Below are 22,369 nucleotides of genomic sequence, written 5' to 3' on the forward strand. Positions count from 1 at the left end.
CTGCATTAACAGGCGCCTTTTTTTGCTTTTATACTTTGCCACTGGCTCTACCAGTACGTTTGCAAATTATTTTACAATAACTACTTTTCGGCTAATACTTCTGTCTGGGGAGGTAAGTACCAGATTATACAACCCGGAGCTTAAGTTAAGTTCGGAGGTAATTTTAAGCTGCACAACACCTTTAGATGTGGCTACTGCCTCTTTCACAAATACTTGTTTGCCCGTTATGTCTGTGAGTATAAGTCTTGTTGCTTCTCCTGGTAACAGATCAGTAACATAAATGCCCATATCACCGCGGTTGGGGTTCGGGAACACCTCAAAAGTACCAGCAAAGTTTTCATTATCAACAATTCCAAGTGCCTTGCTGCCGCAGTAGCTACCATTGCCGCTGTTATAAGTAGAAGCCACCTCTTCGGCAAGTATAGCGCGGTTATATACTTTAAGCTCGTCCAGGTCTCCGGCATAATGGTAACCATGGTCTAGCTGCATGTAGCCGATATTTACAGGTGCCTGGCCTTCAAAGCCTTTGGTGTAGAAGTATTCTGCTTCTTCCAGTAGTACACCATCTACATACAGCCTGCTCTTCTTGTTGCTGCCATCTCTTACAGCCGTAACTTGGTGCCATTTACCATCCGTCAGGCTTGGGCCTCTGTTACCTAAAAATATACCCACATGGTCTACATCCTTCAGCATAAACATGGCCTGTCCCTCCGTGTTAAGGCCAACCCACCAGTGCATTCTACTGTTAATGGCGTTTCGGCCAATAATTACTGAGTTTGTACTGCTCTTGGTGCTGCTCTTCATCCAGAAACTGATTGTAAAATCCACATCCTTGTTCCAGTTGAAGTTAGCAACATTCGCTATATCTAAGCCTGTATCTGTATTTCTGAACCTTTGCGCCTCGTTAAACAGGCCCGGTACAGATTCAGTACAATTTTCGCAGTTTGCTGTTGCAGTTGATGCGAAGTCTTTATGCTGATCTGCTGCTTCAGTATCCAAGCCAAAATAATGTATTAAACCTGGTAAACAATCTCCCAGAACAATTTGGCTTGAGCTACCCACCATGATACTTATAGGGTCAGAAACAACTTCATGTCCATCAACATCAACCGCTTTTGCAGTGATACTATAACTACCAGCATGTGCGCCTGTCCAGTTGTAATCGTAAGGAGCTGAATTAGAAGTTCCGATCAGGCTGCTGCCCTGGTAATATTCTACTCTGTTCCATACCCTGCTTGCATCCATAAACTTAACTTTAAGCGGAATCTGCGCTCCTAAAGCGTAGGTGCTATTATTTTCCGGGGACACAACCGTTACAGACTTTAACACCATTCCATTACAATCCGGGTACAGGTCCACGTAATCTGTAGCTGATAATCCACCGGCATCAGTAACTTTCAGGTTGATCCTATAAAAGTATATTTCGCTATCGCAGCCAATTGGGGTTATTGTAGCAGATGTCTCTTTATTATTATCGATTGGCTCTGGGTGCACGTGCGTGTTGTGATGCAGTACGGTTTGCCACTCATAAGTTAATTGGTCAGCGTTGTGTTCGGTATCTGTTACATGGGCACGCAGTTGGTAAACTGTTTTATCTGATAGCGGATACTTTGTTCCCTCTGCAGGACTAGTAATATTTACAACTGGTGGCGTGTTATTTACCGATACCGTGATTCTGGCAGTAGAGCTAAGCCCTTCTGAGTCGGTAACTTTTAACGTAACAGTAAACTGCTGGCCAATTTGTGTAGAAGTATAAGTATGTGTAGGATTTGCTGCTGTTGATTTCGCAGATCCGTCTCCAAAGTCCCACTCATATGTAAGTGCCTGCCCTTCTGCATCCGTAGACTTAGCACTGCTAAACCTGATGGTTAACGGACTGCCTCCAAACAATTTATCAGCCTCGGCCACAGCTTTGGGCGGTGTATTACCATCAAAGTATGATACTTTTTTAATTTGAGTGGCATAATTGATATAATATAAGCCACCTGTTACCGGGTTAGTAGCAAGTGCTACCACGTTGGCATCTGAACTGATAAAGTTTCTGACTTCTGTTGGCTTATTTGTGCCATCAAAAGATGCGTTTCGGATCCATCCAGCACCATAATCTCCAAAGAAATATGTGTTTTGAAACTCTGCCGGGAAATCATTCCCAGTATACCAGACGCCACCCGTAGATGAGCTACCATAGAACTGCGGACCTGTAACCGGAGAACCAGGTGCGCCGATCTTCGCAACTGTAGGGTTTTCTCCATCAAAAGTACCTACACGTGCATTCGCAGCAGGTTCTACTCCGTTCTTTACAATATCATTTACCCAGTCTATGGCAGGGCGGGCATGTACGAATTTATGATGACTGTCTGGTATGGGCGTATCATACTTACAGGGGTTGCCAAAGTATGGCGCCTCAGTTCTCTTCGGCTGCACTAACAAGTTGTGGAATAAGAAGTACTCCTGCGTACAGTTACCCTGACCGAATAATGGATTGCGCTCAAAAGGATTAGCTACACCGGTATTCGCGTAATAAACCTGAGCCTCAAGACCTTCGTAGATAGGCCAGCCAAAATTCATACCTTTCTCGGTTACAACATTCACCTCTTCCCATCCTTGCCAGCCAGAGTCGCCTACGTAAATTGCACCGGGGTTATCTGGTCCGCCACTGCCAGGGCGAATGGTAAATCGGAAAGGGTTACGTAACCCCAGTGCCCATACTTTTGATTCGTGTGCATCCGGGTTGGAAGAATTATAAAATGGATTAGAAGGGACTCCTCGGCCTGTAGAAGGGTTGATGCGCAAAATTTTACCACTCAGCGACTGTATCTGCTGTGACCTGAAAGCACCTACATCTTCGTTTTTTGTTAAAATTCCATCCTGCAGCGCCTGTGGCACATATGTATCGTTAGGTTGTTTAGGATCATAACCTTTGTCGAGCCAGCCAGCTGTGGCGGCATCGCCGGTAGATATGATAAGATTGCCGTCCTCACCAAAAAGTATAGTGCCCACGCCATGCGACTCGTAGGTAATTGGTATACCCGTTGCTGGCGTTGCTCCTAATAAAATTTTTCTACTGGCAGGGTCAGCTGTTCTTTTGTTGCTAGCAGTGTAGCGGGTTACACGACCAATGGTAGCATCGTAATATTCGTTTACTGATGCACTGTAACTTCCTTTGCCGAAGTTCATTAAGTGGTGTCTATCTACTACATACAACACATAGAAGTAGCCGTTGCTCTCAAAATTCGGGTCTAGCGTAAAGCCAAGAAGGCCATGATCACCCCAGTCTCCTACTTCTTCTGAAATATCGAGTAGAGGTACAGGCAAACGCTGGCCATCTTCCACAATCCATACTTTACCACCTTTTTCCCAGACATACATACGCTGTCCGTCTTTAGAAAAGGTAAGGCCTACGGCAGCATTCCAAGATTCGCCAATCTCCTCTTCTACAAAGCCGGTAGGTTGTGCATGAGCAGCAGTTGCTAAACAAGCAAAAAAGCACAGGAGCAGGAATTTTACTAAAATACTTTGTACTCTATTATTAAAATGTTCAAAAAAGGCAAAAGGATACCTGAAGAGTAAAGCATCGCTGCTCCATTCTTTGTAAAATTTCATCATGTTTATACTTTAAATAAATGGATTAAAGGTACATAAGGCGTTACCTTTACATATTAGGTGGTGGATGAAATGCCGACTATGTCTATGTATTTCACATTGGTTTATACCTATTTTATTATATTAGTAGTACGCTATTGCATAGGGTATGTTATATGAACTTAATACCATTAAATATAACTATGCAAAGCAAGCATATACTTTATGTTATATTTCTGCTTTACCTGGCTACAACTAGTTTTCTACTAATTGTGCTTTTGCTAGTTGTAACAGATACGTTATATATTCCTGATCTAAAATTATCAGTAACAGGAATCACGAATAACAGGTTACCATTCTGCTCCACGGTTAGCACCTCTTGTACCAGCACTCTACCTTTTAAGTCTGAAATAAATACCTGCACCTGCTCGTCTTTAGGTAAGTTGCCAAGCTCTACAGAAACCTCTTCGTTAACAGTTGTCGGGTTAGGGTAAAGTATGAAAGTTGAGGCGATAGGACCAGTGTGCTCTATAATTACAATATTAGAGTAGGTAAAGGCACCATTAACTTTATTAATTTTCAAGCGGTAGTAAGACTTATCCGGAAGAGGCTCTGTGTCAGTATACTTGTAGTCTACACGCACATTGCTGTTACCTGCTGCCTCTACCTCACCGATTGGTTCAAAAAACTCTCCGTCTGCAGATCGCTCTATTTCAAAGTTCTTCATATCGGCTTCAGCAGCTGTTGCCCAATCCAGGTATACACTGCCATTGCGATACTCACCTGTAAAGCTGATAAGTTCTGTAATGGCATCATATACTTCGCGGTAGCGTCTTGCTATTTCGTCTGGCGATAATACCCGACCAAACAATTTCACCTCATCCAGGTCGCCTTCGTAATGATATCCTTGCCCTGACTGAAGGTAACCCATGGTTACAGGAGACACGCTTTCGAAACCGTATCGATGGTTGAATGTACCGCTTGCTCGCTGTTCACCATCAACATAAAGCAGCGTTGTACCGTTAGCGCCATTTCGTACAGCTACAATCTGGTGCCACTTGCCATCGTTGAGTACAGGACCGCTGTTGCCTACAAAGGTGCCTTCAAACATGATGTCCAGCAACTGAAAGGCGGCCTGCCCATTCCCGTCTACACCAACCCACCACTGCACATTAGACTCCAAGGCCTGCCTGCCTAATAAAACCCTGTTACCCGAAGTGCTGCCTGTTGTTCTCATCCAAAGCTCTATACTGAAACTGGCGTTAGGCGCCCAATCGAAATTCTGGCCCTCCTCCACTTCCAGTTTATCGTCTTTTCCGTCAAACCACTGTCCGCCGGACACTGCGCCGTTTACCGGTTTAGGTTTAGCGTCGCCGTCTGTTGTGGCATCAAATGGCGTATAAAAATCTTTGTAACGTTGGCCTGTTGTCTCATTTAGCATCCAGTGGTGCATAAGGCCCGCTGATTCTCCTATATCTTTTTTAACTTCTATTTTAAAGCTTTGAGAAGCCTCGCCGCTGCTATTAGCGGCTTTAACAGTTACATCAAACGTACCTGCAGCTGTAGGAGCCCATTGAATTTCGCCTGTAGTGGCATTTATAGTTAAGCCGCCAGGACCGGAAACTATACTATAGCTTGGATTAGGTTTACCTGATGCGTTCACATCGTACAGGTATGTTTGGCCAACCACACCGAAAGTAACCGGCTCAGAAACAATAGCAGGCTTTACAAGTTCAGGACCGCAATAATTGCCGGCACCTTTGTTATAACGGCTTCGCATTTCTGGCTCTTCCAGCACACGGTTGTATACCATTAACTCATCCAGCTTGCCATTGTAGCGGTATTTGGTATCGAGGTTCAGATAGCCAATATTAACCGGAGATATGCTCTCGAAATTGTTTTTATAGTCGAACTCGAAGTTGGCAACTGCAAAGCCGTCCACATAAAGCTTGTTTCTTCTTACGCGGCCATCTCTTACAACAGCAATGTGATGCCATTTACCATCGTTTACTTTCACTCCGTTAGCGTCACCGCCCATTACGAAGCCATTAAAGTCTCTGTCGCGTAGTTCGAAAACTGCATAGCCATTTGTATCTACGCCTATCCACCAGATCATTCTGGAGTCTGTTGCACTGCGCCCCATAATAACCCTGTTTGTAGAAGAGTTACCTGACACCTGAACCCACATCTCTATAGTAAAATCGCTGTTGGGGCCCCATTCAAAATTAGCCAGAGAGTTTATGTCCAACCCATCGTCTTTGCCATCAAATTGCTGCGCACCGGCAAACATACCCTCAGTTGGCGACGGACAGTTAGCGCAGCCAGCTGTGACAGGCGAAACGTAGTCTTTGTAAGTAGTAGCGGTGGTTTCATCGAATCCGAAGTAATGCACCAAACCCGGAGGACACTCTCCAGCTGTTTGCGCAGCGGCCCTGTAGCTGCCCATCAGCAGCAGAAAGAGAAGTGTAGCCTTTAAAAGGGCGGCTACGGATTGATGTACTAGCGTATAGTCACTACTTAAATTTGAATTGCTATACTTATTACCCTTTCTGAACGCATTGTAATTATATATCATGGGTAAAAAAAGTCTTGTTGAAGTATAAAGCCAGTTAAAGAAAGCTGCCAATTCTCTCTGCGGTAAATACCGGATAAAAAAGATTAGCTTAGAAACCTGCACCATCGCAGTACATGCCTAACTGGTAAGCAGAAATTAGATTATTAGAATTTAGTTATATTACGTCAAATAAAAACGGATGTTCCAAGCTTTGGCTAAAGCAATTTATACTTCCGCTGTATTCCTCTTGTTTGCTACCTAAAACACCTAAACATCAGATTTACAATGTGTTTAAACATTATATAACCTAGTAGATTTTAGAATGGGTGGCTTACCAGAAAAGAATTTGTTTGTTTGCACCCTCACTTTTCAGGTTAAAAAAACTATAAGTAAGTGCAATCTCGTTGGTGGGTTTACTGATATATCTGGAATCTTGTATAGGGGTTTCGTAAGCATAATGTATACGTAACTGGTTAACCCTCACGCCCCCGGTAAAACTATAAGCGGTATTATTGCGGTAGCCCACACCTGCCCATAGTAAGCTTTTATACACTGCTTTCAGTTGGCCCTCTAAAAAGTTATCCTGGCGAGTGTCATATTGATAGATACCATTAAATATTAAACCCAGTTGCTCGGTAACAGGAGTACGGTACCCTGCCTGTACAATATGCTTCTGCGTGTAGAAATCCTGGAGGTAATCATCCCCGGTTCTTATCAACTTGCCTTTTGTAATATCCTGCATTGCATATCCAGCATAAAATTTGGCAGAAGAAACTGAAATACCCAGGTTAAGATCTGCCTTGCTCATCCGGTTGGTGTTTCCGAGTATGTTTGCATACCTCGGGTCGTTTTGCTGATCCACTGTCAGGCTGTTGCCGTCCAGGCGTTGGCTATGGTAAGTTAAAGCCGTTCCCCAACGCAGGCTAAGCGTTTCTGAAAGCCGTATGCCAGAGCCATAGCTTAAAAATAGCTGTGTTTCTTTAGAAGGTCCGAACTGATCGTGCAGCACCGTTAAGCCCAAAGCCTGCTTTGCACTTATGCCATTTAAATAATTGTTGCCATTTTTTTTGTAGCGATAGCCTTTCTCAACCCCTACACTGTTTATATCAAGTTCTGCTGTAGCAAGTATGGTTTTAGGGGCATCCTCAAAGCCTGTCCATTGGTTACGGTACAGCGTTTTTAAGGCAGATCCCTCAAAGCCAGTTAACGAAGGGTTAAAATACTGCTGAAACTGCGAGAAGTTGACCATCTGCTTCTGGCTTTGTGCCTGAGCGCCAAGACACAGCGCTACTAAACAACTGGCAACAAGTATAATTCTATTCATAAAACTCTATTTTAGTACTGTCACTACCCCTTTCTGCACATGCCCCAGGTCTTTTACTTGTATGATATAGAAGTATGAGCCTTGGATTATATTTCCGTCTGTGCCTTTGCCGTCCCAGCCTTCTTCCGGGTTTTGGGTGTGAAACACTCTTTCGCCGGCACGGTTGAATACTTCGATTTCAATGTTATCATAGAATCTGAGCTCAGGGACAGTCCAGGTGTCATTTATGCCGTCTCCGTCCGGGGAGAAAGCATTTACCAGCTTGATATCAGGTTTATTAAATGGAGTTTTCGTAAGTATAAACTCCTTCGTAATCACATTCTGGAATGGATCCATGCTTTGAACCCGGATGCTAAATTTAGTTTTGCCTGAGAGTCCGCTGTTGGTTTTCAGGTGCAGCTGGTTGTTGTTCAGTAGCTCAAACAGATTATTATCTGTGTCACCCTGTCCGGCCACTAGGGCATAGGTAAACTCATTGTCGTCTGGGTCGGTGGTAGAGAATGTTCCTATAGTTTCGGTTGGATCTACATCAGGCCTAAACGAACTTGTACTGATGTTGAGTGCCGTTGGAACTTTGTTTGGCTCTACCTCCACCGTTAAGGTTGCCTTTCTGTTTTCGGTATTGTACGTTTTTGGTGCAAGATCTAATGTTCCCTCCAGCACATACACCCCCGGTGTAGTGGCCGAATAATTTCCTTGTTGCCAGTTTACTTTTATACTTTCCTGCTCATTTGTAGCATAGGTAACCTTAACCCGCTCTGGTAACGGCAATCTGTTAAAGGCCGTCCTAAAAGGTACTTTTATACTTGCAGGTTGCTCAACGGCTATAATGTTTTTAGTTATTTTCTCGACTTGGTCTGTTACTGTTGCTCCTTTGTTTCCGGCCTTATCTACGAGGTATAGCGAAGCAGTGAGTATACCATCCTGAAGTGCTGAGACATCTAAACCAGAAATGTTAAAGGCGGTTGTGTTTACAGTTGCCGTACCTTTTATCTCTTCGCCGCCATTACTGCTTGTGATAGTGTAAAAGTAAGTGGCTCCGAGCTCTGCCTCTTCTACTTTTAAAGCTACAGCTCCCTGATTCTCAACTGTTACAAGCTCTACAGCAAATTGCATTCTATAGTTTGCCGGGGCTGCGACATCATAAAGTATACTTAACTCATTTGAGACAATATTGCCGTTTGTGGCAGCATCCTGTACACTGTTCTCTGGTAGCTGCACCGTTACGGCTCCATTAGTTTGTGGAGTTATGAGTAATTTATACTCCAGGTCAGATACTTTTTGCAGGTTGCCAGCCGTAGCGTTTGTAAGTGCCAGTGCTGCGGCGTTAAAAGCTGTTACAGGTTCACTTAGTTTAACAGTTACTGCAAAAGGCTTATTCGTGGGAGAAGGGGCATCTGTACTTAGAACTACCTCCGGAAGGGTAGCGTCAAAAACTAACTTCAACTCATTTGAGGCAGCATTACCGTTAGTTGCAATGTCCTCAACTTTATCGGCTGCAAGCAAAATTTTCACCTCACCGCTTGCTGCTGGTGTAACAAGCAAAGTATAAGCTTTGTCATTTACTTTACTTAATTGCGATGCTGCACCGTTCACGAAAGTCAGATCTGCCAGCTCTAAACCAGTAACGTTTTCTGTAAATTCAACTTTTACGGTAAACGGCGCATTAGTCGGGTTAGGAGCCGTTGTACTTAGTACCACACCTGGCTGTTGTATATCGTAAATCCGCTTTAGCACGGCGGAGGCCATGTTGCCGTTGCCAGCTGCATCAAAAGCCTTATCAGCCTCCACTTTTATACTTACCTCTCCATCAGCTTCAGGAGTAAGCAGTAAAGTATAAATCTTTGCACTCTGGGCTCTGAAACCTGAAACTGAAGCATTAACAACAGCAACATCTCCTGCTTCAAATTCTGTTACATCCTCCGAAAAAGTAAAAGTTACGGTAAATGCCTCTTTGGTAATTGCAGGAGCATTGGTATTTATACTTAGCTGTGGCTTTGTACCATCATATAATATTTCCAGTATTTCAGATGCCTTATTCTGATTTCCGGCTAGGTCAGTTACTTTGCCTGCTCCTAAACTTAGCTTTATTTCACCATCAGCTACAGGCGAAATAATGGCCTTGTAGGTGCTGCTGTTTATACTTTCCAGTTGGCTGATGGTGCCGTTAGTTACGCTGAAGTCTGACAGTGCCAAGCCAAAAACCTGCTCTGTAAAGCTAATCTCTACCTCAAAAGCCTCTTTAACCGGCGATTTTTGAGCGGTGGTGATAGTTGCCTCCGGTGTAGATAAGTCTATGGTTACTTTGAGGACGACACTTTGCTGGCTGGTGTTTCCTGCAGCATCGGTGGTGGTGGCAGTAAAAGTATGGCTGCCGGCTGAAAGCTCTTCTGATGTATAATCAAACTCCCATGCTCCGGTGGCAGTAGCTTTTACTTGACCAATGGCGCTTCCGTTATTGTAGAGTTGTACCTGCGTATTTACCTCGGCCGTTCCTTTTACGATCAGCGTGTTATCAGACGTAATTTTATCATCTGCTTCTGGGCCGCGGTCTTCGCTGATACTTAGTAGTGCCGGCGCTTCTGGTGCCTGTGTATCTATTGTCCAGGTGTAGGTGGCTGGGCTATTATCTGTGTTGCCGGCCTTATCGGTGGCTTTTACAGCCAACGTATAAGCTCCATCCTGCAGGTTCTGCAACGTAAAAGGGTTGGCTTCTTCTTCGTAAGCGCCTCCATTCAAACTTACCTCGTAAGTTACACCCTCCTCATTGCTGCTGAACGTGAATGTTGCCGTAGATTGGTTTGTAATAGCATCTGGCTTGGTGGCAATGGTGGTTTCCGGTGCTTTAGCATCAATAGTGAAGCGGCGTACATTGCTTACGTTTCCTGTATTACCAGCTGCATCAGTGGCTTTTGCTGTAATTTGTTGCTCTCCATCTGCAAGTGCTGTGACTGGCGTAAAACTCCAACTGCCGCTGGTGCCTGCATTGGCAGTTCCTAGTTGCGTATCACCAGAAAATAGGGATACAGTTGCATTTGCTTCGGCAGTTCCTGAGATAGCTGGTCTGCTGTTACTTAGTACTGCATCCTCAGCTGGGGTAAGTACAACAGGAGCGGCTGGGGCTTTGGTATCAATGGTCCAGGTAAAAGAGGCTGGCGTTTCATCAATGTTCCCGGCGGCATCTCTGGCTTTTACGGCAAGCGTATGTGTGCCATCTGCTACATTATTTATCGTGTAGGGGTTCGATACCTCTGTAAAGGCAGCACCATTTATACTTACCAGGTAAATTACATCGCTTTCGTTGCTTGTAAAGCTAAAGGTAGCTGTGTTGGTATTTGTAAGTGTTGCCGGCTTGGTGGCAATGGTTGTTTCAGGTGCCTGCGTATCCGGAGGACTCACCGGCTGTACATTCAGCAGCTTATCCAGCTCCGCAAACCACACCGGAGCCATTTTGTCGTAGCCTCTCTGGGCTGGGTGCAAATGGTCCTGCATATCTCCCCCGTCATCGCCCCACCTGTAGTCGATTCCAGCGCCATCCTGCATATTTACCAGCAAAAGGTTGTCTCCGGCTGCCTGTCGTTTTTGCGCCAGTGTTTCCATTTTGCTGTTGTAGATAAGCGTGGATTCTGCCTCAAACGAGGTGGGGCAGCCTTTATCATAACATACACGCTTTATGATTTTTGCCAGAACTACGGTTACGTCTTTTCCGGAAGTACTTTCATACTTGTCAACCTCATTTAACAAGGCTTCCAGATTTTCCATCGCCGCATCGGTGCGGTCTACGGCGTTAGTGCCGATGTGCAACAGTATAATATCCGGCTGAAACTCCTGCAGGTAAGTCAGGCCCTGAGTGTTAGAAGTATTGCCATAGCTTCTGTCGCGTAGCAGGGCAGTTATATTCTGAATCGTGGCACCTCCAAAGCCTGCATGATCAATATCTGTTGCTAAAGCTCCACCAGTGCGCTTACTGCCCACAAAGTCGTACTTGCCTTTCGATACAGTTCCGTCTAACAGTTGAGCCAGTCTAGCTCGGTAGGATATTTTAATGTCTTCACTTTGAGCACCTGTACCTCCTTCTGTGTTAGAGTCGCCAAGAGGCATTATATTAAAAACTTTGCTTTGCGCATGGGTGGTGGTGTTTACGACTGCACTATACGCTATCTCGCCATTGCTGCCGGTAACCTGAAGCCTGTAGTATACTTTCTGGCTATAGTATAAGCCTGTGTGGCGGTAGTTGTTTTCAGTTGCTCCGAAGGTTTTGAGCGGTACAAATGTTCCAGAATTTCCTGTATTCGACATCTCCAGTACATATCCAGTAGCTCCATCCACAGCTGACCATGTTAGTCGGTTAGCTCCTACCAATGATGGTTTTGCCTGCAGCTGAGGGACTTCAATTCTGTAACTAGAAATATAATATTTGAATGATGCCCCCGAAATAGCTTTGGCATCAGCAGAAAGGCAAACTATAATCAAAAACAGAAGAAATGGGTGCAATTGCTTCTGTAAGTAGATATTTCGCATACTTAGAGTTTGTTTTTCACTCGTAAACTTACTCCTTAACGATTATCGAATTATAAGGTTATAAAGAAATGCAAACACGAAACATCTAAAAGTGCTATAACACCATATATAAGTATAATCTATTACCTATACATGTCCGTATATTCTTTATAAATGGGATTATATATTTCTTAAAAAAAATATTTATAAAAACATTAAACTTTTTTACCCAATTCCTATATAACTGAATATCAACAGAGGATACTACTCTGGTTTCAAAATGGCTACATGCATACCATAATTGTAAAAGACAGTTAATGTATTTGCAGTAAAATTCTTGTTTTATCAGCCCTTAATTAATCTATATGCTATTTAACTCTACTGAATTTTTTATATTCTTTCCGGTAGTAGTTACACTCTACTTTCTTACATCACCCAACCGCAGGTGGCTTATACTTTTATTGGCCAGCTATTACTTCTACGCCTCCTGGAAACCGGCTTATACTATCATTTTGATGGTATCTACACTGGTAGACTACTTCTGCAGCAAAGCCATGGGCAGGTATACCGATGAGGAAAAACAGAAAAGAAAGCCATTCCTGTACATCAGCCTGCTTTCTAACTTGGGCATCCTGCTCCTGTTTAAATACTATAATTTTTTTAACGACAGTGCCGCTGGCATAGCCAACGCATTAAACATGGGGTATGCCATGCCAGCTTTTGAGATGCTGCTGCCTATGGGTATTTCGTTCTATACTTTCCAGACCATGAGTTATAGTATAGATGTGTACCACGGCAGAATAAAGCCGGAAAGGCACCTAGGTATTTTTGCCTTGTTTGTTACGTTTTTCCCACAGCTGGTGGCAGGGCCTATCGAGCGTGCCGGCAACCTGTTGGGCCAACTGCACAAGCACCACGAGTTTAGCTACGAACGTGTGGTTGCTGGCCTTAGGCGCATGGCCTGGGGCTTTTTTAAGAAGCTGGTAATTGCTGATAACTTGGCTCTGATGGTAAACCAGGTATACAATAACCCTACAGATTTTGAGGGTATATCGCTTGCCATTGCCACGGTTTTCTTTGCTTTCCAGATCTACTGCGACTTTTCAGGATATTCTGATATTGCCATTGGCGCGGCCCAGGTAATGGGTTTTAAGTTGATGGAGAACTTCCGCAGCCCCTACTTCTCCAAGTCCATTTCAGAGTTCTGGAGTCGCTGGCACATCTCACTTTCTACCTGGTTCCGGGATTACCTCTACATTCCGCTGGGCGGAAACCGTGTAGTAAAATGGCGCTGGTACTATAATCTGTTCATTACCTTTATGGTAAGCGGGCTCTGGCATGGCGCCAACTGGACCTTTGTGATTTGGGGTGCACTGCATGGAGTATACTTGGTTTTTGCCATCGTTACAGCCAAGCAACGCGACGCACTGGCTAGTAGTACTGGTCTTAACAGACATCCGCAATTGCTTAAATGGACTCAGGTACTAACTGTATTCGCTCTGGTATGCTTTTCCTGGATCTTTTTCCGGGCTAATTCGCTGGCAGATGCGCTTTATATTATAGGCTATATGTTTAGCGGGCTGGGTAATTTAGGAGAGGCTTTTGCCAATGTAAATCATACCTTGTTCATGGACCAGGGGCTAAAAGTATTTACCGTTTCTGTGCTGGCGATAATACTAATGGAAACTGTGCACCTGATACAGCGCAACGGCAGCGTATCGCAGCTTATTATGCAGCGGCCGGCCTGGATACGCTGGAGCTTATACTACATGGCCATCATTGCTGTGCTGCTATTTGGGCAGTTTGGTAACCAAGAGTTTATTTACTTTCAGTTTTAGCGTATAAACAATATGAAGAACAGAGATGTAGAAAAGCTGATCCGTAAGATATTCCTGCTGGCATTACCATTCCTGCTATGGCCTTTAATTGAGGTATTGGTTCTTCCGATGAACTTCTTCACGTTCAGAATCTGGGAAACTATATCTGTAAACAAAATGCGTGTTATGTCTGGGCCTTTTTACCCGAACATGCACATGAAGATGGAAGAAGAGGGAGAGCTTGCCCCCCATACTCCTTTCGCCGAGAAGCGTGTAGTAGAGTGGTACACCGATGAGTATGGCTACCGTAACCGCGACTCCAAGTGCGATGTACTATTGATAGGAGACTCTAACATTACAGGTGCCAAGCTATCGCAGGAAGAGACGCTGGCAGAGGTGCTGGAACGACAGATTGGCAAAGATGTATACTCTTTTGCGCCGGCCACTATTAACCGCTTTCTGGCCACAGATCGTTTTCAGGAGGCCCCGCCTGAACTGGTAATTGTATCGAGCATAGAGCGTAGAATTCCGGAACTGCAACCGGTTGGTGCTAATGGCATTGGCTCTAAAGTCCGAAACTTAACCGGCAATATCATAAACTCCTCTCCTGCCCTTACCTGGATGGCTGTTACCGCTGATCGTATTTCTAAATTAGGGCTTTACCGTAAAACGCTGGCCAACATAGAGCGCAGCTTTGGCAAAAAAGAGTACATCAGCTACAGCAACGAGTTTTTTATTGAGGGAGAAGTAGCTAACCGCGCTTATAGCGAAGAAGAAATCAATTATTTGGCCGATGTACTGGAAGGCTACAAAAAGGCACTGGAAGAGCGTGGAATTGAGTTTATATTCATGCCTATCCCAAACAAAGAAAATATCTATTACCAGCTGCTGCCATCTAAAAAGAAACCTGATTTTTTACCGAGGCTGATGGCTGAACTGCATGAGCGCGAGGTAAAAGTAGTAGACCTGCAAAGCAATTTTGAGGAGCTTTATCAGAACAAGAATGTATCGCTTTACCCTGCCGACGATGCCCATTGGAACCATGTAGCAGTAGAAGTTGCAGCAGATCTTGTTAGCTCGCAGTTGCAGGGAGACGCACCTCCAAAAAAAGATGCAAACTTTTTTGTAAAGTATTCTGATCAAAAACGTATGCAGAAATAATATAAGCTATTAAGCATTGTATATATAAATTATTCGACAACACAGATTCGTTCTCATGAATATAACGACCTTTTACCACAAAGGAGTAAAACGCACAAAGAAGATCTTTGGCCGCTTTATTCCATACAACACCCAGTATAAACCTGGCGGTGTTTGCAACATAAACCTTGACCACCCTAACCGAAATAACTCCAGCGAAATTACTGTACACAATGTGTACCCGAAGTATGAGACCAAGCTTAAAATATCTGAGGACTTGTATCATGCGTGCTCTGAGTACTGGAAGCCTAAACGCCAAGTATGCACCGATTATATGGTGGTAGAAGTACCAAACGGACGAGTGTATACCGACAACGAAAGCAGCGTTGCCATTATATCACGCTACAACAGGGTAATTGAGAACGTATCCCTTAGCTTGGTTAATGGAAAAGTTACCGAACCAAACCTGAACAACATATTTGAGCAGCGCTATTTCACGCTACCTGAAAAGTATAATGGTACAGTATTCTCGTTACTTACCGGTGGAGCTGGCATTAACAACATCGGCCACTGGTTTATAGATGTGCTGCCACGCCTGCACCTGCTACGCAAGAGCGGCTTATACGATAAAGTAGATTGGTTTCTGGTGCCTAGCCTGCAATACGATTACCAGGTAGAAACCCTTGAACTGCTTGGCATACCTACATCTAAAATAATTGAAGGCGATAAACACCCGCACATAGCTGCAGATTGTATTGTTGCCTCTACAGCACCAAGAGGCAACCATACCCTGGTGCCTGATTGGCTATGCACGTATATCCAGGAGTCGTTTATGCCATACGCTGAAGAGGAAAACGACCTTATTACGCCAGAAACACCATACCTGTACGTTAGCCGCAGCGACTCAAGTATCCGAAACGTCATTAACGAAAAAGAACTGCTGGAGGCACTGGAGCCTTATGGTTTCAATACGGTTGTATCTAGTAAGCTAACTATACGCGAAAAGATAAAGCTGTTCTCTAAAGCTAAAGTGGTGATGGGTGCAACAGGAGCTGGACTGATCAGCATGTTCTTTTGTAAGCCAGGCACTAAGATGGTGGAGATCTTTAACGAGGGCTTTGTGATAGAGCCTTTTTACGACATTGCAACCAAACTTGGCTTGGATTACGAGTACATGATCTGCAAGAACAGGCGAAAAGTAAAGAACGCAACCCAAGGGCAGCGTGAGCATTTATTTGTAGAAACAGATAAGGTACTAGAGGTATTGGAGAGAATAGAGCAAGAAAATGAACGGCCTGCAAAGCAGGCCGAGGTAGCATAAATTATATAGCAATAGCAGCCAATTAAAGGCTTGCCTCTGCTGCCATGGCACTGGAGGCAAGCCTTTCTTTTTGTCCTATGGCAGCGTGGTACACATCAAGCAACAGGTTGTAATTAACCTCCGATGTATAATGTTTCTCAAAGGTTGTGCGGCCGTTTCTACCCAACTCATAAGCTAACACCGGATTTTGCTCCAGCACTTCTATCTGCTCGGCTAGCTCATGTGCTGATTGAGGCGTATAATGCAGGCCATTATATTTGTGATGCACCAGATGCGCTGCTCCACCAATTTTGGCAGCAATAACTGGGGTGCCGGTGGCAAAGGCCTCAACTATTGTCATACCAAAAGTTTCCAACCACTCTGATGGAAAAATAAGCGCCTTAGCTTTTTTAAGTACCTCTAAGGCCTCTTCACGCGGCATAAAACCCAAATACTCAACCTCAGGGTGCTGAGCTGCATGTTCCTCCACAAGACTTCGCACAGATCCCTCACCTATTATCTTAAGTTTAAAAGATTTACTTTTCTGAGCCTTCAGCAGGGTTTCTATGCCTTTTTCAGGTGATAAGCGTCCCATGTACAGAAAATAGTCTTCGCGGTTTTCATCGCCCATACCTGGATCTTCGGTGAAATTCGGTTTTATGGCTATTTGCTCTGGCTTTGGGCGCAGCGATGAATTAAGGAAGAGCTCTTGGGCACCCGGAGTAAGCACAATAAATTTAGAAACCTTGTTGCGCCAGGTACCTAGTAACTTATGCACCCCAGTAGCCAGCACTGCCGATGCCGTTTCTAATGCAGAATTACGGTACGCTTTATCTAGTATAGCCTTTAGCGGGAAAACCTGCTGCACATGCTCTAAATGTACTTCTCCGTTATAATGCAGGTAAGCACTTGGGCAAATGAGTCGGTAATTGTGCAGTGTCATTACCACGGGCACTTTATACTTTTGGCACACGTAGAACACTGCCGGCGACAACAGCGGAAAGAAATTATGCACATGTACTACATCAGGCTTAAATGCCTGTAGCTCAGTTTCCACAATTTTTGCACTTTTAGGGTTATAAACCACCCCAAGAGCAGCCTCCAGCTTTTGGCTTGTGCTGTTCACATCTTTGTTCGAAACAGTCAGCCGACGCACGTCATGCCCATGCTCTTCTAAAAGGTTTGATTCTGCAAAAAAAACAGTGTCTTCGCCGCCTGCCTCTTTATAGTGGTTATGAATGATAAGGATGCGCATGTATGGGGTTAAGTGTATTGTAAAATTGCTTTTCTGAGGTCTTCGGGTGTGCCTACGTCCAGGCAAGTGCCTTTCTCCAATAGTACGCTCTGCACCCTTAAACCGTTTGTGATGGCTGCCTGTATTACGTTGCCTATACTTAGTTCGTGACTGCTTGGGCTTATATTTTCCTGCATTTGCTGCAGGTATTGGTGCATAAAGGCTGTGAATGCCGGCGACCAGCAGGCAAAAGCCCAGGCGTAGATTAAATTCGCTTCATGTGGTTTGGGAAAAACGCTTTTTATACTTCCGTCAGGGAGTAGATCAACTACATCCCATTTATCAGGAAAATCCGCTTCAAATATGCCCAGCACAACATCAGCATTTGTTTCCTTTTGTTTTACTACAAGCCTTGAAAAAGCACCTGGTTTGGAAATAAGTATATCCGGGAAGCCAAACAGCACCAGTTTATCTTTCACAAAAGTATAAGCCTGGTCTGCAGAGTATGGAGCTCCATAGGGTAAGCCCATCATCAGGTAAGCTATACGTAGGTTATACTTGCTGCCATCGCCAAAGTAAGCTGGTATGTCCCATTTGCCTTTGCGAAGTATAAAGTATTGTTGCGCTGCACCACCGGCTGCCATTTGCTCTATCAAGTAAGCTGATACAACCTTTGGTGATTTTATACTTTCGGCAGAATATTCAAAGCCAATGGGGTACAGCTCTTTGCTGAAGGGAAGAGGCTGCAGCCTGGTAGCAAGACCGGCGGCAGGTATAATACCTACGATTGGCAAGGGTGTATCCATCTTAAAATAAGCGCGCACCGCAACCCTAAAGCTACGATGCGCGACTTTTATACTTTGTGCTTATACTCTTTATACAGATGGAGCCGCCGCCACTTCAGACTGGTTCGACTTTAGTGTGGCGTTCATACCAAAGTACTCAGCCTGCTCCTGACGCAATTTGTCTACCAGTCTTCCTTCTGGCAAAATCACGTCATCATACGTAATTACTTGGTCTTTTGGAATGTCACGCTTCAGTACACAGCCTTCGGCCACGCCAATTGGCAACAGGTTCTCAGCTGCTGTAGTGTCAGCGTTTTCGCACAGGCCGTAAGTCATGTAGTGGCCGATTCCATCAATTACCTGACCAGCCTTTAAGTCGGTTTTAGCGGTGGCTACTACCTCTACGTAAGGCTTCCCGATTGGCGTAAGGGCTGCATCATTAAACAATACGGCTCTGGCTACGGTACTTGGCACCTCAAAATGGCACAGGTGGTAAGGTGTGTAGAACAAGTATAACGGACCTTCGCCTAGCTTGTAAAGGTTAAGGTAGTGCTGCTGCGTTGGATGGTCGTGCGTACCCAGCACAAATACGCCTGGTCCTGGCTCTGCTCCTACTACGTAATCTACAATACCCGGGCCCTCCAGCACATCCTCCAGCGGATACAGATCATTTACGCATTCTTTTAGCGAAGTGCCGCCTAATACAGTTGGCCCGTGCATACCGCGTTTAGCTACTCTCATTCCGGTTCCGTTGGCTACAATTGCCTGCTCAAACGAGATCTTGCTGCCATCAGCAAACGAGGTTACCATGGCTGGGTTCTGGCCCCATTTTTTGGCAAAACCTTCCTGCGTTGTTGGGTTGCGATACGGGTCGTGCAAACCTTTGATGTTGCCGCATACTACTGGTTTTACGCCCAGGCCTTTTACAAAACGAACCAAGTTCATGATCACGCCTGGCTGGTCGCCGTCGGCATTCGTGAAAATTACACCGGCTTTGTCAGCATATACTTTCAGGATCGGGCCTACTGTACCGTCAACCTCAGCATTCATCATAATGATGTGCTTGCGGTTTTCGATGGCACGCATGGCTACATTTGTACCGAACTCAACGGCGCCTGTTACTTCAATAATGGCATCAATGCCTTCGGCTTCGCAAAGCAGCATGGCATCGTCAGTAATGCTATACTTGCCCTGGCGGATGTTCTCTTCCAGCTGGGCTACAGAGCTTACCTCCTGCACATCGGTTACATCGGCCTCGGTATAGGCTTGTTTTGCTTTATCAATTTTGCGGTTAGCGATGGCCACCAATTCCATGCCCTGCACATACTTGCAGATCTGTAGTGCAATGCCGCGACCCATAAAACCAGCGCCTACCATGGCTACTCGTACAGGGTTACCTTCGGCATGGCGTTTAGCAAGGGCGTTATCAACTAATATCATTTTATACTTTGTGTTAAAGGATTAAGGAAAGAAAGCTGCCGGCGGGTTGCCAGCAGCTTTCTTTTATACTTTTTATGCTTCTGTCAGCGCTTTCTCAAAATCAGGGTGTGCCTGGTCTTTTTCTGAGATAACAACAGGCTCTATCGGCCACTCAATATTAAAAGCAGGGTCATTCCAACGGATGCCGCGCTCAGAGCCAGGAGTATAGAACTGCGTTACCTGATAGGTTACGTCGGTGTTATCCTCTAGTGTGATAAAGCCGTGCGCAAAGCCTTCCGGCACAAACAGCATACGGTAGTTGTCGGCGGTTAGCTCTACTCCTATCCATTGCTTGTACGTTTCAGAATCTTCGCGCATGTCGATGATCACATCGTGAATGGCACCGCGTGTGCAACGCACCAGCTTTGTTTCTTCGTAGGGCGAGTTTTGCATGTGCATGCCACGCAGTGTGCCCTTCTTTTTATTGTAGGATACATTGGTTTGCTTAATGCCTGTAGTCATGCCAAGCTCAGCGAACTCGTTTTCGCAGTAAGAACGGCCAAAAAAGCCACGCTCATCCTCTAAACGCTTTACATCTATAATGTATGCGCCTTTCAATTTTGTCTCTGTAAATATCATGCTACCGATTTATGCAGTTTGCAATTCAGATTCCTTGTTTGTTGATCGGGCTGTTTGGTGTGCCCACTGCAGTTGCCCGTTAATTCGCTCAGACTCTTGCAGACTTGTAAGTACTTTCAGGCGCATCAACAGGGAATTACGGAAATCACCATCTTTAAACTCCATACCCATCAAGCCGTCGCGCAGTTCCTGTATAGCCTCTTTTAAAGTATACTGAGGTTGGTGGTTTGGTGCTAACTGCTTGTACAGATCAAAGTTTACACGGTAAGAACGCTTATCCGGAGCGGCATCTAAGTTTATACTTACCTCAGTGCCCGGAATAACATCAGCCACAGCGTTAGCCAATTCATGCACCTGGTAGTTCCACTCGTTAGAGCCTGTGTTTACAGCCAGGAACTCGCCGCCATTGCTGGCTTCTCTGGTTACAGCCCACTCAATAGCGCGTGCCATATCTCGAACGTGGATCAATGGTCTCCAAGGGGTTCCATCACTTAAGATATTGATTTTGCCGGTTGCCACAGCACCTGCCACGAAGTCGTTCAGCACCAGGTCAAGGCGCAATCTGTCGCTCATGCCACAGGCCGTCGCAAAACGCAAACAAGTAATGGTAAATCCATCACCTGCTAATGGCTCCAGTTCTTTTTCTGTAAAAACCTTAGAGCGCGCATAGGCTGTAAGCGGGTTCAGCTCAGAATCTTCTGTTTTAGCTTGCTCAGATGCCGCACCGTACATGCTGCAGCTTGATGCAAATACATAATTTCTTACGCCTGCCTCTTTTGCCAGCTCCGCAATTCTAATACTTGATTTATAGTTTACGTCTAGGGTAATTTCTTCAAAACGAGTACCCATCGGGTCGTTAGAGATAGCAGCCAGGTGCACAACAGCATCAATGCCTTTCAGCGTTTCGGCAGATATATCTCTTACATCGCCAAACAGTTGCATGTCTAGTTTACTTTCTGGCAGCACCGTAGCGTTAGTAAGGCAAGAGGCAAAGTAGGCCATGTCGTAGCCAATAAGTGTAGCGTTAGGATATGCCTTGCGCAGCTGGTCTACCACACCGGGCCCTACATATCCCATATTTCCAGTAATCAGAATCTTCATGGTTGATTTTATATGTTAAAGGGTTGGGTTTGTGTTCAGAAGTGATTAGTTGATGGCTTTTGAGAGCATTTTGCACCATACATTCCATGGGGCTTCGCCTTTCTGCCACAGTTCTTCCAGCACGTTCTTGTCTCGCAGCGTATCCATCGGCTGCCAGAAACCGGTATGGCGGTAGGCAGACAGTTCTCCTTCTTCTGCCAGTTTTTCCATCGGGTCTCTTTCCCAGATCGTGCTGTCATTCTCGATGTAATCAATCACCTGAGGCTCCAGCACGAAGAAACCACCGTTGATCCAAGGCATATCGCCACCGGTTGGCTTTTCTTTAAACTGGTTGATGCGGGTAACACCTGAGGCAAGGTTAAAAGCACCGAATCGGCCTGGTTGCTGCACAGCGGTTAGTGTGGCCAAAGTGCCCTGCTGCTTATGGAAGTTAACCAACTCAGTAACATCTACATCGCTAACGCCGTCACCATATGTCAGGCAGAATGTGTCGTCTCCGATGTATTCGCGTACGCGCTTCAAGCGTCCGCCTGTCATGGTTCCCTCTCCGGTATCAACTAGCGTAACTTTCCAAGATTCGGTATTGTTCTGGTGCACCTCCATGCTGTTTTTGCGCATATCGAAGGTTACATCAGAGTTATAAAGGCAATAGTTTGCGAAATATTCTTTGATGATGTGGCTCTTATAACCGCAGCAGATCACAAAGTCGTTAATGCCGTGGTGAGAATATATTTTCATGATGTGCCACAGGATTGGCTTACCGCCTATTTCTACCATTGGCTTTGGACGCACTCCGCTTTCTTCACTTATTCTTGTTCCGTAGCCACCTGCTAGTATAACTGCTTTCATCTTTTAAAGGGTTAAAGGGTTGATGTATAACTACTTGACTAGTGCATAATTGCACTCATTTTTTCAAGTGCTTTTTGATTGATACGGTAATTGCTATATTTTGATGTTTATTAAGGAAATTTTTT

General features: G+C 44.9%; 13 protein-coding genes. 3 read left to right on the forward strand and 10 right to left on the reverse strand.

All coding sequences use genetic code 11. The features are described from left to right. Window positions 1-66: 66 nt before the first annotated feature. The 4 genes from WG943_RS00945 to WG943_RS00960 form a co-directional block, all read right to left on the reverse strand. Complete coding sequence (locus tag WG943_RS00945; protein ID WP_340406212.1) at window positions 67-3,606, reverse strand: PQQ-dependent sugar dehydrogenase; 3,540 nt, start codon at window positions 3,604-3,606, stop codon at window positions 67-69. Between the two features lie 217 nt (window positions 3,607-3,823). Beyond that, the gene (locus tag WG943_RS00950) at window positions 3,824-6,157 is read right to left on the reverse strand and encodes a LamG-like jellyroll fold domain-containing protein (RefSeq protein WP_340406214.1); all 2,334 of its coding nucleotides are present in this window, start codon (window positions 6,155-6,157) and stop codon (window positions 3,824-3,826) included. Window positions 6,158-6,467: 310 nt separating this feature from the next. Then, window positions 6,468-7,460 (reverse strand): PorP/SprF family type IX secretion system membrane protein, encoded by a 993-nt coding sequence (locus WG943_RS00955; protein ID WP_340406216.1) that lies wholly within the window; start codon window positions 7,458-7,460, stop codon window positions 6,468-6,470. A gap of 6 nt (window positions 7,461-7,466) precedes the next feature. Continuing rightward, the gene (locus WG943_RS00960) at window positions 7,467-11,981 is read right to left on the reverse strand and encodes an Ig-like domain-containing protein (protein WP_340406218.1); all 4,515 of its coding nucleotides are present in this window, start codon (window positions 11,979-11,981) and stop codon (window positions 7,467-7,469) included. Between the two features lie 344 nt (window positions 11,982-12,325). Between WG943_RS00960 and WG943_RS00965 the strand changes: the two genes are divergently transcribed. The 3 genes from WG943_RS00965 to WG943_RS00975 are packed head-to-tail and all read left to right on the forward strand — an operon-like array spanning window position 12,326 to window position 16,238. Next, on the forward strand, window positions 12,326-13,798 hold the full coding sequence (locus WG943_RS00965) for an MBOAT family O-acyltransferase (protein ID WP_340406220.1): 1,473 nt from the start codon (window positions 12,326-12,328) through the stop codon (window positions 13,796-13,798). A 12-nt stretch (window positions 13,799-13,810) separates the two neighbouring features. Continuing rightward, complete coding sequence (locus WG943_RS00970) at window positions 13,811-14,938, forward strand: alginate O-acetyltransferase AlgX-related protein (protein ID WP_340406221.1); 1,128 nt, start codon at window positions 13,811-13,813, stop codon at window positions 14,936-14,938. A gap of 55 nt (window positions 14,939-14,993) precedes the next feature. After that, window positions 14,994-16,238 carry a glycosyltransferase family 61 protein gene (locus WG943_RS00975; protein ID WP_340406222.1) on the forward strand — a complete coding sequence of 415 codons (1,245 nt, stop codon included), beginning with the start codon at window positions 14,994-14,996 and terminating at the stop codon, window positions 16,236-16,238. Between the two features lie 22 nt (window positions 16,239-16,260). Here the strand turns inward: WG943_RS00975 and WG943_RS00980 are convergent, their stop codons facing one another. From WG943_RS00980 to rfbF, 6 genes are all read right to left on the reverse strand, one after another. Further along, window positions 16,261-17,472, reverse strand: a complete 1,212-nt coding sequence (locus tag WG943_RS00980) for a glycosyltransferase family 4 protein (RefSeq protein WP_340406223.1) — start codon at window positions 17,470-17,472, stop codon at window positions 16,261-16,263. Between the two features lie 8 nt (window positions 17,473-17,480). Continuing rightward, window positions 17,481-18,257 carry a sugar phosphate nucleotidyltransferase gene (locus WG943_RS00985; RefSeq protein WP_340406225.1) on the reverse strand — a complete coding sequence of 259 codons (777 nt, stop codon included), beginning with the start codon at window positions 18,255-18,257 and terminating at the stop codon, window positions 17,481-17,483. Window positions 18,258-18,326: 69 nt separating this feature from the next. Next, window positions 18,327-19,676 (reverse strand): NAD(P)H-dependent oxidoreductase, encoded by a 1,350-nt coding sequence (locus tag WG943_RS00990; protein ID WP_340406227.1) that lies wholly within the window; start codon window positions 19,674-19,676, stop codon window positions 18,327-18,329. Window positions 19,677-19,748: 72 nt separating this feature from the next. Then, window positions 19,749-20,294, reverse strand: a complete 546-nt coding sequence (gene rfbC, locus WG943_RS00995) for a dTDP-4-dehydrorhamnose 3,5-epimerase (RefSeq protein ID WP_340406228.1) — start codon at window positions 20,292-20,294, stop codon at window positions 19,749-19,751. A gap of 9 nt (window positions 20,295-20,303) precedes the next feature. Continuing rightward, entirely contained in the window at window positions 20,304-21,395 is a 1,092-nt protein-coding gene (locus tag WG943_RS01000; RefSeq protein ID WP_340406229.1) for an NAD-dependent epimerase/dehydratase family protein, read from the reverse strand. Window positions 21,396-21,440: 45 nt separating this feature from the next. Next, window positions 21,441-22,244, reverse strand: a complete 804-nt coding sequence (rfbF, locus tag WG943_RS01005) for a glucose-1-phosphate cytidylyltransferase (RefSeq protein WP_340406231.1) — start codon at window positions 22,242-22,244, stop codon at window positions 21,441-21,443. Window positions 22,245-22,369: the final 125 nt, after the last annotated feature.

The organism is Pontibacter sp. H249 (genome assembly GCF_037892465.1).
Taxonomy (GTDB): domain Bacteria; phylum Bacteroidota; class Bacteroidia; order Cytophagales; family Hymenobacteraceae; genus Pontibacter.